A 12,196-nucleotide genomic window follows, 5' to 3' on the forward strand; every position below is an offset into this window, starting at 1 on the left:
GGAAGGGATTTATATATAATGATAGATATTAGTAATGTGACTAAAATATTTAAAACTAAAAATCAAAATATAACGGCAGTAGATAATGTCGGTCTGAATGTGAAGAAAGGTGAAATTTTTGGAGTTATCGGCTACTCGGGCGCCGGCAAATCCACGCTGATTCGTCTCTTGAATGGACTGGAGCAGCCGACGGAAGGGACTGTTACAGTAACCGGTGATGAAATCAGCGGCATGACGATGAAAGAACTGCGGCAAAAACGTCAAAAAGTATCGATGATATTTCAGCATTTTAACCTGCTCTGGTCACGAACAGTCGCTGAAAATATCAGCTTTCCGCTGGAAATCGCAGGTGTACCTAAAAAAGAACGGCAGCTGCGTGTTTCGGAACTGATAAGGCTGGTTGGTCTGGAAGGCCGCGAAAACAACTATCCGAGTGAGCTGTCCGGCGGCCAGAAACAGCGCGTCGGCATTGCGAGAGCGCTGTCGAATGAACCGCAGGTTCTGCTGTGCGATGAAGCGACCAGTGCTCTGGATCCTGAAACGACAGATGAGGTGCTTGACCTGCTCGTCGATATTACGAAAAAGATGAACTTGACCATCGTGCTGATTACGCACGAAATGCATGTTATCAGAAAAATATGCGACCGTGCAGCTGTCATGGAAAACGGTAAAGTAGTGGAAGTCGGGCCGGTTATCGAACTGTTCCAGAATCCTCAGTCAAATGTAACGAAACGTTTCGTTAAGGATGATATTTCGGATGACGACCACGCAGTAGCGATGGAGGAAATAAAAGAAGCCTTCCCGACTTCAACTATCGTCAAGCTGACATTTGTCGGCACCCGTACAAAATCGCCGATTGTCTCACAAGTTATCCGGAATTACGGTCTTGATGTAAATATCCTGTCAGGAAATATTAAGCAGACGAATCAGGAGTCATACGGGCATCTTTATATCGCCCTCGATATTAATCAGGAAACACTTGAACAAATTACTGCAGAGTTTAAAAAACACGATGTCACGCTGGAGGTTGAAAGTAAATGAATGAATTTCTGACAGCATTTAAAGAAATGTTCGCCTTCGAAAACGTGAAATGGGATGCAGTTTTAGAAGCGACTTACGAAACAATTTATATGACCGTGATAGCAACTGCACTGGCCTTCCTGATCGGGCTGATACTCGGTATTATTTTATTCTTATCAAATAAAAGTCATAACGGTGTGTCAAAACCGGTTTATGGCGCAACATCATTTATTGTTAACCTGTTCAGAGCAATACCGTTCATCATTTTAATTATTTTAATTATGCCGTTCACAAAAGCAATTATGGGAACGGTAATGGGTTCAAATGGTGCACTTCCTGCACTGATTATCGGCGCAGCGCCCTTCTTTGCCCGTCTCGTTGAAATCGGTCTGAAGGAAATCGACAAGGGTGTTATTGAAGCGGCTGAATCGACGGGAGCGAACACGTGGACTATCATTTGGAAAGTGCTAATTCCGGAATCGCTGCCTGCTCTGATTTCCGGTATCACGGTGACATCAATTATGCTTGTCGGCTCTACTGCAATAGCCGGAGTAATCGGTGCGGGAGGTCTTGGTAACCTCGCCTATATGGTCGGCTTCACAAGAAACCAGCCGGATGTCACACTCGTTGCAACTGTAGTAATTCTGATCATCGTTTTTATCATCCAGATTATTGGAGATACTCTGTCAAAAGCAGTCGATAAACGCTGATCTAACAATAAAAACTATAATGAAAAGAGGCTATTACATGAAGAAGATTTTTGATATTGTCACTCTGTTTGCACTCGTATTAGTTTTAGTAGCATGCGGTAACGGTTCGGACTCAGAAGAAAGTAATGAAGGAGAGCCGGCTGAAATCTCAGTTGCGGCATCACCTGCACCGCACGCTGAAATTTTAGAAAGAGCAGCTGATATTTTAGCTGAAGAAGATATCACAGTTAACGTGGAAATCGTTAACGATTACACTACGCCTAACAGATTGCTTGCTGATGAAGAAGTGGACGCTAATTTCTTCCAGCACACACCTTACTTAGATGGTGAAACTGAATCGCACGGTTATGATTTAACAAGCATCGGCAACGTACATATCGAGCCAATGGCAGTATATTCAAACGATTATGATTCACTGGAAGATATTCCTGACGGGTCGACAATTTTAGTGTCGAATAACCCTGCTGAAGAAGGACGTTTCCTGTCATTCTTCGTAAATGCAGGTCTGGTTGAAATCGAAGAAGGCATCGAAATCCAGGATGCGACATTTGATGATATAACAGAAAATCCTCACAATTTTGAGTTCGATAACAATACAGCACCTGAGCTGCTGGTAAGTATGTATGAAAATAACGAGGCGCCGGCAGTAATTATCAACGCTAACTTCGCGATTGACGGGGGCTTAAGCCCGGTGGAAGATTCAATCGCTGTAGAAGAAGGGGATTCACCTTACGCTAACCTTATTGCCGTAAGAACAGGCGATGAAGAACGTCCGGAACTGCAAAGATTAATCGAAGTGCTGCAGTCGGAAGAAATGGTTCAGTTCATTGAAGAAGAATACGACGGCACTATTATTCCAGCTGAATAGTAACGATGCTTTAAAAGCACTCCTCTGTGAGTGCTTTTTTGATTTTGACGAAAAGAACTGTCTATCCAAAATGACTTAAAAAACAAGCCTGAAATGACCAGTCTCAATCATTCATTTCAGGCTTGTTTTATATCGTCAGCACAATCATCAGCATAAATAAGATGATTAGATATATCAGTGAATATTTTAAATTAATATTGGCCCAGCGCTCTTTATTATCAGTCTGCAATCCTTTCACAGACAGGAAAAGCCATCCTAAAGTCAGAATCAGCGAGACGGTAAAGAATATCCAGCCGAACGTTCCAAGCAGGATAAACGGCACAGGCACGAGGGCGATAACGTAATACAGGTTTTGTCTGATTGTCGCATCGACTCCGATAACGACCGGAAGCATCGGCACGCCGGCTCTTGTATAGTCAGCAAGGCGTTTAACAGCGATAGCCAGCGTATGCGGAATTTGCCATATAATTAATATGTAGAATAAGGCAATCGGGACAACATGAGCGGCGGGAGCAATTACAGCCCAGCCGATCAGCGGTGTAAATGCACCGGAGATGCTGCCTATTATCGTATTAATTGTGTATCGGCGTTTTGACCAGAATGTATACAGGACGACGTAGAAGAACCAGCCTAAAAATGAATAGACTGCTGCTTCGATTGTTGTCATCAGCATGAGAGCCAGTCCGATTACTGTCGCTGCAATCGCGGCAATCAGTACACCTTTTAAAGAAAATGAGCCGGTAACGGTCGGCCGCTGCTGAGTACGGTCCATTTTTTTATCGAGATCGTATTCAAACCAGTTATTGAACATCAGTGCACCGGAAATAACGAGGGTGCTGCCGGCCATGGTTAAAATAAAAAGCAGCCAGCGGTCCGTAAAGTTTTCGCCGTTAAAGTACAGAGCGAGCCAGTAAGCTGTAAATACGGGCAGTACATTGGCAGCGAGGACCTTGCCTTTTAATAAGTATTTTATATCGATCAGCAAATTTATAAATTTTGACGGACTGCGTGTTGAAGTATTATGTGTATTCAAAAAAATTCCCTCACAAGTGTTATAATCAATACAGTATATTATATCAGTACAGACTTATTCGCGAAATGCGGGAATAGATAAATTATGTGAACGAAAAGATGTTTCTGCAGTCATAGTACAGGGTATAAATAAAATTAACCGGAGGAGGAGAGTTTTAATGGAAAATAATGAACGGTCCTACAGTAATATAGTCCATAACGGTTTTGACAAAACACTGGTTATTATCACCTATGTGTTAATGTTTTTTACCGCCGTTATCGGTCCGTTAATTGTCTGGGTAATTAAAAAAGATGATGATCCTGCAACGGAAGTTGCCTTGCGAAATTTAGTGAACTTCGGTATTTCCTATACAATTTATTTAATTATTGCGGGCTTAACGGCGATAATACTCATCGGTTATATACTGACACCGATTATTACCGTGGCATTTTATATATTTATTATTATCGGGATTGTTAAATCATCGGACGGTGAGATTTACAAAGCGCCGTTTACGATTGATTTTATAAAGTAAAACCCCTTTGCCAGACAGCAGAAGCTGTCTGGTTTTTTGTCTGATAAATTGCACAGATAATAGAGTAATGGTAAAATTAAAGTGTATTTTAACTTGAAGATAGACGGGAGGAACTAATATGAATGACTTTGATAATTCACCGAGAACCGGTTTTGACAGTACACTGGTTTTAGTTTCCTATATCGTATCACTTTTTACAGCAGTAGTTGGACCGCTTATAATCTGGGCTCTGAAAAAAGATGATGATCCGCTTACGTCTGATGCACTCCGTCACGTTGCAAATTTCGGTTTATCGTATACGATTTACATGTTTGCTGCATGGCTGACATCAATCATTCTGATTGGACTTGTACTCGGTCCCGTAGTAACGATTGCATTTTACGTATTTGCGATTATCGGAATCGTTAAATCTGTTAATGGAGAAGTCTATAAACCGCCGTTTACAATCGACATTTTCAAATAGACAAAAGTAGATAAAATACTTCTAAATGATAGAATAGTCATTTAGAAGTGTTTTTATTTTTTTGGTGACAAGACGCATATTAAGAAGCTGAACCCTTTAAACTGCGCGCTTTTTGGGGTATAATATATAGGTGTTGCAAGGAGTCTGGTACTTTGACTATAGATTAGAATTATTATAAACTATAGAAGTATTAGAAAATCTTAAATTTCAATTGGAGGATTAGACATGGCATCTGTTTTAGAAATTAAGAATCTACACGTTGAAATAGACGGTAAAGAAATATTAAAGGGTGTTGATTTAACACTTAAGCAGGGTGAAATCCACGCTGTAATGGGACCAAATGGTACTGGTAAGTCTACACTTGCACAAGCTATCATGGGTCACCCGAGTTATGACGTTACAGGAGGTGAAGTTCTTCTTGACGGTGAAAACATTCTTGAAATGGAAGTAGACGAGCGTGCTCAAGCTGGTTTATTCCTCGGTATGCAGTATCCATCAGAGATCTCTGGTGTAACTAACTCTGACTTCCTTCGTTCTGCAATTAATGCACAGCGTGAAGAAGGCGACGAGATTAACTTAATGCAGTTCATTAAGAAATTAGATAAAAACATGGAATATCTTGAAATGGATCCGGATATGGCTACACGTTACCTTAACGAAGGATTCTCAGGCGGAGAGAAGAAACGTAACGAAATTCTTCAGTTAATGATGCTCGAGCCTAAATTCGGTATTTTAGATGAGATTGACTCCGGTCTTGACATTGATGCTCTCAGAGTTGTATCTGAAGGTATCAACAAGCTTCGCGGCCAGGAATTCGGTTCTTTAATCATCACTCACTACCAGCGTTTACTTAACTACATTACACCTGACGTTGTTCACGTAATGATGAGAGGTAAAGTAGTTAAATCAGGCGGAAAAGAACTTGCTGAACGCCTTGAGTCTGAAGGTTATGACTGGATTAAAGAAGAACTTGGCATTGACGACGAAACTGTCACTGAAGACAAATAAGACGGGAGGATCACTATGGCTACTGAATTAAATGCATTCGAACTGAACAAGGAAGAGATTATTGCCGCTGCAAATAACAGAGGCGAATCTGAGTTCCTGCTCGGTAAAAGAAAAAAAGCAGTAGAACAATTTGATAGTCTTGACATGATTAAACCTGACAAGACTAAGGTAGACAAATGGGATTTCTTTAACGTAACTTCACCAGTTGTTGAGAGCAGTACTTACAACTCTCTTGACGAACTGCCGGAAGCTGTTAAAGGATTAATTGACCTGGATAACAGTAAAAATATATATGTACAGCACAACAACACACCAGCTTACCTTCGTTTAGATGAAAAGCTGAAAGCAAAAGGTGTTATTGCTGAAAACATTATCGACGCAGCAAACAATCATCCTGAACTTCTTGAGAAGTACTTTATGACTGAAGGCGTTAAAATTGATGAGAACAAACTGACGGCATATCACGCTGCATTATTAAACGGCGGTATTTTCATTTATGTGCCTAAAGACGTCCACATTGAAGACCCGATTCAGATGGTAGTACTCCACGACGACAAAGATGCTTCATTATTCAACCACGTGCTGATTGTCGCAGATGAAGGTTCTGAAGTAACTTACGTTGAGAACTACTTTACCAACCTTGAATCGTCAACTGAAAAAATTAATATCGTCTCAGAAGTTATCGCGTTAAATAACTCTAAAATCACTTACGGCTCTGTAGATTTCCTGCCGAAAGAAATGACTGGTTATGTGAACAGACGCGGTGTTGCAGCAGATGATGCAAATATCGACTGGGCTTTAGGGCTGATGAACGATTCAAATATCATTTACGACAACACAACTTATCTGAACGGAGCCCGTTCTGAATCAGATCTTAAGATCGTAACTGTAGGCCGCGGTGAAACGAAAGCGAACTTCACTACGCAGATTATTCACTACGGTAAAGATTCAAACGCTCACATTCTTAAGCACGGTGTTATGAAAGACAGCGCTACTAGTATCTTTAATGGTATCGGCTATATTAAGCACGGTGCTACAAGAGCTGACGCACAGCAGGAATCACGTATTCTCATGCTGAGTGAAAAAGCGCGCGGTGATGCTAACCCGATTCTTCTTATTGACGAAGATGACGTTACAGCAGGACACGCAGCTTCAGTCGGCCGTGTTGATGATCTGCAGCTCTTCTACCTGATGAGCCGCGGTATCGCGAAGAAAGAAGCAGAACGCCTTGTAATTCATGGTTTCTTAGATCCGGTAGTTAAAGCATTGCCTATCGAATCTGTCAGAAAACAACTCAAAGAGATTATCGAGCTTAAGGTACTATCTTAAGGAAGGGAGGGCTCTGACGAATGGATATACAAAAAATCCGTCAGGATTTCCCGATACTTGGTGAACAGGTAAACGGAAAAGACCTCATATATCTAGATACATCAGCAACGAGTCAGACACCATTAAAAGTAATCGAGGCTATGAACGATTATTACAGAGAGTATAACTCAAACGTTCACCGCGGTGTGCATACACTCGGAACGAAGGCGACAGATGCGTATGAAAAAGCACGTATGAAAGTACGCAGTTTTATCAATGCAAAACGCTTTGAAGAAATCGTTTATACGCGCGGAACTACGGCGGCAATTAATTTGGTTGCCCGCAGCTTCGGCGATTTGGTTATTGAAGAAGGCGATGAAATCGTCGTTAACGAAATGGAACACCACGCTAACATCGTACCCTGGCAGCAGCTTGCCAAGCGAAAAGGTGCGAAACTTGTCTTTATTCCCCTGGAAGAAGACGGAACGATAGCGCTTGACAGCGTGAAAAAAGCGATGAGCGACAAAACAAAAATCGTTGCGATTACACATGTATCAAATGTGCTCGGCACGATTAATGATATTAAGTCGATTGCTGAAATAGCCCATGCTCACAATGCGTATATTTCTGTTGATGGTGCACAGGCTGTACCTCATATGGCAGTTGACGTGCAGGACTTGGACGTCGACTTCTACGCATTCAGCGGACACAAAATGCTCGGACCGACAGGTATCGGTATTTTATACGGCAAAGCTGAGTTGCTTGATAAAATGGAGCCGATTGAATACGGTGGAGATATGATCGATTATGTTTATAAAACCGAATCGACATGGACGGATCTTCCTGTGAAGTTTGAAGCGGGAACGCCGATGATTGCCGAAGCTGTCGGTTTGAATGCAGCAATCGATTATATTACCGAACTCGGCCTCGATAATATTTATCAGCATGAGAAAGAGCTTGTTCGCTATGCTTATGACAAAATGTCTGCAATCGAAGGAATTGAAATATATGGTCCCGGCAAGGACAACCGTGCAGGACTCATTACTTTCAATCTTAAAGGCGTACACCCTCACGACCTCGCAACTGCGCTGGACTCAGAAGGAATTGCTGTTCGCGCCGGTCATCACTGCGCTCAGCCGCTGATGAAATGGTGCAAGGCATCGTCGACAGCAAGAGCAAGTTTTTATATATACAACACGATTGAAGAAATCGACCAATTTATTGAAAGTCTGGAAAAAACGAAGGAGTTTTTCTCGTATGAATTTTAACAACCTGAATCAGCTGTATCGCTCAGTTATTATGGACCACTACAAAAATCCCCGGAATAAGGGTGTAATTGAAGATGGTTCGATGACAGTTGAAATGAATAACCCGACTTGCGGTGATGAGATTCAGCTCACATTGAACGTTGAAGAGGGCATCATTAAAGATGTTAAGTTCCAAGGGGAAGGCTGCTCAATTTCCATGTCCAGCGCATCTATGATGACAGAAGCTATCATGAATCAGCCTGCAGACAAAGCGTTAGAAATGGCTGCTGAGTTTTCGAATATGATGCTTGGTGAGGACTACCATATTACTGACGATATGGGCGATATTGAAGCGCTGCAGGGAGTAAGTCAATTCCCTGCACGCATTAAATGTGCAACACTCACTTGGAAAGCACTGGAAAAAGGATTTAAAGAATCCGATAAAAATTAGTATTGAGGAGCGATCATATATGGTTAAGCAAGCACCGGATATTGGCGATTACAAATATGGTTTCCACGATAAGGACGTTTCTATTTTCCGTTCTGACAGAGGATTAACTGAAGAAATCGTCCGTGAAATATCTAAAATGAAAGAAGAGCCGCAGTGGATGCTGGACTACCGTCTTAAGTCTCTGCAGCACTTCTATGACAGACCAATGCCTTTATGGGGCGGAGATTTATCGGAACTTGATTTCGATGAAATTACGTATTACGTAAAACCGTCTGAACAGACTGAACGTTCATGGGATGAAGTACCTGAAGAAATTAAACGTACGTTTGACAAATTAGGTATTCCTGAAGCTGAACAGAAGTACTTAGCAGGGGTTTCTGCTCAGTATGAATCTGAAGTTGTTTATCACAACATGGAGAAAGATCTTGAAGATAAAGGTGTTATCTTTAAAGATACTGACTCTGCGTTAAAAGAGAACGAAGAATTATTCAAAGAATATTTCGGTACAGTTGTTCCGTTTTCTGATAATAAATTCTCAGCATTAAACTCGGCTGTATGGTCGGGCGGATCATTTATCTACTGCCCGCCGGGAGTTAAGCTTGATACACCATTGCAGGCATACTTCCGTATCAACTCTGAAAACATGGGTCAGTTTGAGCGTACTTTAATCATCTGTGATGAAGGCTCAAGTGTTCATTATGTAGAAGGTTGTACAGCACCGACTTATACGACAAACTCACTGCACTCTGCAGTAGTTGAAATCATTGTTAAACGCGATGCATACTGCCGTTACACGACAATCCAGAACTGGGCAAACAACGTATACAACCTGGTTACAAAACGTACTTTCGTTGATGAAAACGGAACTATGGAATGGGTTGACGGCAACATCGGTTCTAAGATTACAATGAAATACCCGTCTATCTTCCTTAAAGGTGAAGGTTCACGCGGTATGACATTATCTATCGCTTTAGCAGGTAAAGGACAATTACAGGATGCTGGTGCGAAAATGATTCATCTTGCGCCAAACACATCTTCTACAATTGTTTCCAAATCAATCGCTAAAGGCGGCGGTAAAGTTTCTTACCGCGGTCAGGTTCACTTCGGGCGTAAAGCACACGGTGCACGTTCAAACATCGAGTGTGATACGCTGATTATGGATAATGAATCCACTTCGGATACTATTCCGTACAACGAAATTTTAAATGATAACATCTCTCTTGAGCACGAAGCGAAAGTTTCGAAAGTGTCAGAAGAGCAGTTATTCTATCTGATGAGCCGCGGACTTGGTGAAGAGGAAGCGACAGAAATGATCGTAATGGGCTTCATCGAACCGTTTACAAAAGAACTGCCAATGGAATATGCAGTAGAAATGAACCGCTTAATTTCCTTCGAGATGGAAGGTTCAATCGGTTAATAAAATATCTATATTTAAACCGCCGCATTAATTTGCGGCGGTTTTTTGTGTTTTACTGCTATTTAATGTATTATTAAAAAAATTCAAATAAAAGGTGTATATCTCATTTTACAGGGTAATTGATAAAGTATAATTTCAGGGGTGATTACATGGGAGAAGATACAAAGACAAAAGGGAAAAGTTCAAAAGACATTAGTCAGAAGTTTCCGCATACATATGCGATACTCCTGTTCATCGTTATTTTAGGAGCAGCACTCAGCTACATAATTCCAGCCGGTGAGTACGACCGCGTGGAAGTGGAGGACAGAGTTGAAGTAATCGGAGGCAGTTTCCATTCTGTTGAACAAAATCCTGTATCGTTTATGGATCTGATTATGGCTATTCCGACAGGGTTAAATGAAGCAGCAGATATTATTTTCTACATATTCCTTATCGGAGGTGCATTCGGAGTAATTCGTAAAACCGGCGCACTGGAAGCAATTATTCAAAAAGTGATGAACAATGTTCAAAAAAATGAACTGCTAGTAATTCCGGTAATTATGACGGTTTTTTCTATACTTGGTTTTACTACAGGAATGTCGGAAGAGGCAATTATCTTCGTGCCGATCGGTATTATGCTGTCAGTTGCGCTCGGCTACGATGCTCTGGTCGGAACAGCCATGGTAACACTCGGTGCGGCTGCGGGCTTTATCGGCGGGATGTTTAACCCCTTCACAGTCGGTATTGCTCACGGAATTGCAGAACTGCCGATATTCTCAGGATGGGGTTTCAGACTGGCAGTTTATTTTGTAGTGTTGCTGATAGGCATTTTATTTGTTATGTCTTATGCTAAAAAAGTTAAGAAAGATCCAAAAAGCAGTCTGGTTTATGAAGAAAGCCAAACAGGCCAGCTCAATTTCACGGAAGATGCGCTTGTCTTGACCGAACTTAGAAAACGGCACATCGTCATTATAGTTTTATTTGCCCTGACGATCGCGATAAACGTTTACGGTATTTTTGTTCATGGATGGTTCTTAACGGAACTGGCAGCGAATTTCTTTATCGTCGGCATCATTATCGGTTTTGTCGGCGGTCTGAAATTGAATACTGTATTTGATGCATTTATTGACGGTATGAAAATTGTTGTTTACGGAGCGATTATTGTCGGCTTTGCAAGAGCGATACTTGTCGTGCTGGAATCGGGATTGATTATTGATACAATTATTTACAGTCTGAGTGCGGTGCTTGATAATGTACCGACTGCACTGACGGCAATCGGTATGCTCGGGGTCCAGGTAATTATTAACTTCTTTATTCCGTCGGGTTCCGGTCAGGCGATGACGACGATGCCGATTATGGTACCTATTTCCGATCTCCAGGGAATTTCAAGACAGGTGGCTGTACTCGCCTATCAATATGGAGATGCTATAACTAACAGTATTATACCGACCTCGGCTTCACTGATGGGCGTTCTTGCTGTCGCAGGTATTCCCTATATAAAATGGGTTAAATTCGTCTGGAAATTAATTATTATATGGTTAATCATAGCGGCAATTGCACTGGTGATTGCAACGCTGATTAACTTACAGTAAAACATGAATGGGCAGCGTCTGCTGTCCATCTTTTTTATAATACTTAAGACTGATTATTTTGACATTAAATTGACACATTTATATTTAGTGCTAACCTGTAATTATATACAAAAAATGGGAGGCGTATTAAATGGGTCATACGTGGATTAAATTGTCGGTGCTTTATCTTGTGATTGGTATTTCAGTGGGACTGTTTATGTCGTATACGATTCAGCTTAACTGGGCTGCGGGACACGCGCATGTTAACGTAGTCGGATGGCTGTCAACACTCGGCATCGGTACAGTGTTATCAATCTACCCTCATTTGGCAGAAAACGGTCTCGGAACAGCGACATTTTGGCTGTATCATATCGGCGTTCCTTTATTTCTCTTCAGTACATTTTTCGTACAGGTTAATCCCGGCGTTGCACATATTTTTACATTTATCGGCGGACCGATGTTCCTCGCCGCAATTATTCTCTTCGGCGTCAATCTCTTCCTCAATTTAAAAGAAGAAGATGTCCAGAAATATAAGCGCGTGCATTAATATTTGTATCATTTAACTTTCAAGTCTTATAATAAGAATAACAACTTATAAAGGCAGGGA

Annotated in this window: 13 protein-coding genes; 12 read left to right on the plus strand and 1 reads right to left on the minus strand. The window is 41.4% G+C overall.

Annotation, left to right across the window (positions count from 1 at the left end):
* Positions 1-18 precede the first annotated feature (18 nt).
* From MHH58_RS03405 to MHH58_RS03415, 3 genes are read left to right on the plus strand one after another with little or no spacing between them, the layout of a single operon-like run.
* Positions 19-1,041: a methionine ABC transporter ATP-binding protein gene (locus MHH58_RS03405; protein ID WP_135096098.1), complete on the plus strand. Its 1,023-nt coding sequence runs from the start codon at positions 19-21 to the stop codon at positions 1,039-1,041.
* Positions 1,038-1,730, plus strand: coding sequence for a methionine ABC transporter permease (locus tag MHH58_RS03410; protein ID WP_341345043.1), 693 nt, complete (start codon positions 1,038-1,040; stop codon positions 1,728-1,730). Before MHH58_RS03405 ends, MHH58_RS03410 begins: the two co-directional genes overlap by 4 nt.
* Before the next feature lie 37 nt (positions 1,731-1,767).
* The gene (locus MHH58_RS03415) at positions 1,768-2,598 is read left to right on the plus strand and encodes a MetQ/NlpA family ABC transporter substrate-binding protein (RefSeq protein WP_341345044.1); all 831 of its coding nucleotides are present in this window, start codon (positions 1,768-1,770) and stop codon (positions 2,596-2,598) included.
* A gap of 127 nt (positions 2,599-2,725) precedes the next feature.
* Here MHH58_RS03415 and cyoE read toward each other — a convergent pair whose 3' ends face one another.
* Positions 2,726-3,631, minus strand: coding sequence for a heme o synthase (gene cyoE / locus MHH58_RS03420; RefSeq protein ID WP_341345045.1), 906 nt, complete (start codon positions 3,629-3,631; stop codon positions 2,726-2,728).
* 157 nt (positions 3,632-3,788) lie between these two features.
* On the opposite strand from cyoE, the gene MHH58_RS03425 reads away from it, so the two are divergent.
* The 9 genes from MHH58_RS03425 to MHH58_RS03465 all read left to right on the plus strand — a co-directional run bounded on the left by MHH58_RS03425 (position 3,789) and on the right by MHH58_RS03465 (position 12,136).
* Positions 3,789-4,145 carry a DUF4870 domain-containing protein gene (locus MHH58_RS03425; RefSeq protein WP_341345046.1) on the plus strand — a complete coding sequence of 119 codons (357 nt, stop codon included), beginning with the start codon at positions 3,789-3,791 and terminating at the stop codon, positions 4,143-4,145.
* Between the two features lie 118 nt (positions 4,146-4,263).
* Complete coding sequence (locus MHH58_RS03430; RefSeq protein ID WP_341345047.1) at positions 4,264-4,608, plus strand: DUF4870 domain-containing protein; 345 nt, start codon at positions 4,264-4,266, stop codon at positions 4,606-4,608.
* Between the two features lie 225 nt (positions 4,609-4,833).
* Positions 4,834-5,616, plus strand: coding sequence for a Fe-S cluster assembly ATPase SufC (sufC, locus tag MHH58_RS03435; protein ID WP_341345048.1), 783 nt, complete (start codon positions 4,834-4,836; stop codon positions 5,614-5,616).
* A gap of 15 nt (positions 5,617-5,631) precedes the next feature.
* Positions 5,632-6,945 (plus strand): Fe-S cluster assembly protein SufD, encoded by a 1,314-nt coding sequence (sufD, locus tag MHH58_RS03440; protein ID WP_341345049.1) that lies wholly within the window; start codon positions 5,632-5,634, stop codon positions 6,943-6,945.
* A gap of 20 nt (positions 6,946-6,965) precedes the next feature.
* Positions 6,966-8,192, plus strand: a complete 1,227-nt coding sequence (locus MHH58_RS03445; RefSeq protein ID WP_341345050.1) for an aminotransferase class V-fold PLP-dependent enzyme — start codon at positions 6,966-6,968, stop codon at positions 8,190-8,192.
* Positions 8,182-8,622 carry a Fe-S cluster assembly sulfur transfer protein SufU gene (gene sufU / locus MHH58_RS03450; RefSeq protein WP_115885987.1) on the plus strand — a complete coding sequence of 147 codons (441 nt, stop codon included), beginning with the start codon at positions 8,182-8,184 and terminating at the stop codon, positions 8,620-8,622. The genes MHH58_RS03445 and sufU overlap by 11 nt, the downstream gene beginning before the upstream one ends.
* Before the next feature lie 19 nt (positions 8,623-8,641).
* Positions 8,642-10,039, plus strand: coding sequence for a Fe-S cluster assembly protein SufB (gene sufB / locus MHH58_RS03455; protein ID WP_135096080.1), 1,398 nt, complete (start codon positions 8,642-8,644; stop codon positions 10,037-10,039).
* A gap of 149 nt (positions 10,040-10,188) precedes the next feature.
* Positions 10,189-11,610: a YfcC family protein gene (locus MHH58_RS03460; RefSeq protein WP_135096078.1), complete on the plus strand. Its 1,422-nt coding sequence runs from the start codon at positions 10,189-10,191 to the stop codon at positions 11,608-11,610.
* A 130-nt stretch (positions 11,611-11,740) separates the two neighbouring features.
* Positions 11,741-12,136 carry a hypothetical protein gene (locus MHH58_RS03465; RefSeq protein WP_341345051.1) on the plus strand — a complete coding sequence of 132 codons (396 nt, stop codon included), beginning with the start codon at positions 11,741-11,743 and terminating at the stop codon, positions 12,134-12,136.
* The last annotated feature ends 60 nt before the right edge of the window (positions 12,137-12,196 follow it).

The organism is Jeotgalicoccus sp. FSL K6-3177 (genome assembly GCF_038050175.1).
GTDB lineage: Bacteria > Bacillota > Bacilli > Staphylococcales > Salinicoccaceae > Jeotgalicoccus > Jeotgalicoccus nanhaiensis.

Excerpts from the sequence above, each read along its gene's own strand:
- MHH58_RS03405 (WP_135096098.1), top strand. The coding sequence starts at position 19 with ATGATAGATATTAGTAATGTGACTAAAATATTTAAAACTAAAAATCAA.
- MHH58_RS03410 (WP_341345043.1), top strand. The coding sequence starts at position 1,038 with ATGAATGAATTTCTGACAGCATTTAAAGAAATGTTCGCCTTCGAAAAC.
- MHH58_RS03415 (WP_341345044.1), top strand. The coding sequence starts at position 1,768 with ATGAAGAAGATTTTTGATATTGTCACTCTGTTTGCACTCGTATTAGTT.
- MHH58_RS03425 (WP_341345046.1), top strand. The coding sequence starts at position 3,789 with ATGGAAAATAATGAACGGTCCTACAGTAATATAGTCCATAACGGTTTT.
- MHH58_RS03430 (WP_341345047.1), top strand. The coding sequence starts at position 4,264 with ATGAATGACTTTGATAATTCACCGAGAACCGGTTTTGACAGTACACTG.
- sufC (WP_341345048.1), top strand. The coding sequence starts at position 4,834 with ATGGCATCTGTTTTAGAAATTAAGAATCTACACGTTGAAATAGACGGT.
- sufD (WP_341345049.1), top strand. The coding sequence starts at position 5,632 with ATGGCTACTGAATTAAATGCATTCGAACTGAACAAGGAAGAGATTATT.
- MHH58_RS03445 (WP_341345050.1), top strand. The coding sequence starts at position 6,966 with ATGGATATACAAAAAATCCGTCAGGATTTCCCGATACTTGGTGAACAG.
- sufU (WP_115885987.1), top strand. The coding sequence starts at position 8,182 with ATGAATTTTAACAACCTGAATCAGCTGTATCGCTCAGTTATTATGGAC.
- sufB (WP_135096080.1), top strand. The coding sequence starts at position 8,642 with ATGGTTAAGCAAGCACCGGATATTGGCGATTACAAATATGGTTTCCAC.
- MHH58_RS03460 (WP_135096078.1), top strand. The coding sequence starts at position 10,189 with ATGGGAGAAGATACAAAGACAAAAGGGAAAAGTTCAAAAGACATTAGT.
- MHH58_RS03465 (WP_341345051.1), top strand. The coding sequence starts at position 11,741 with ATGGGTCATACGTGGATTAAATTGTCGGTGCTTTATCTTGTGATTGGT.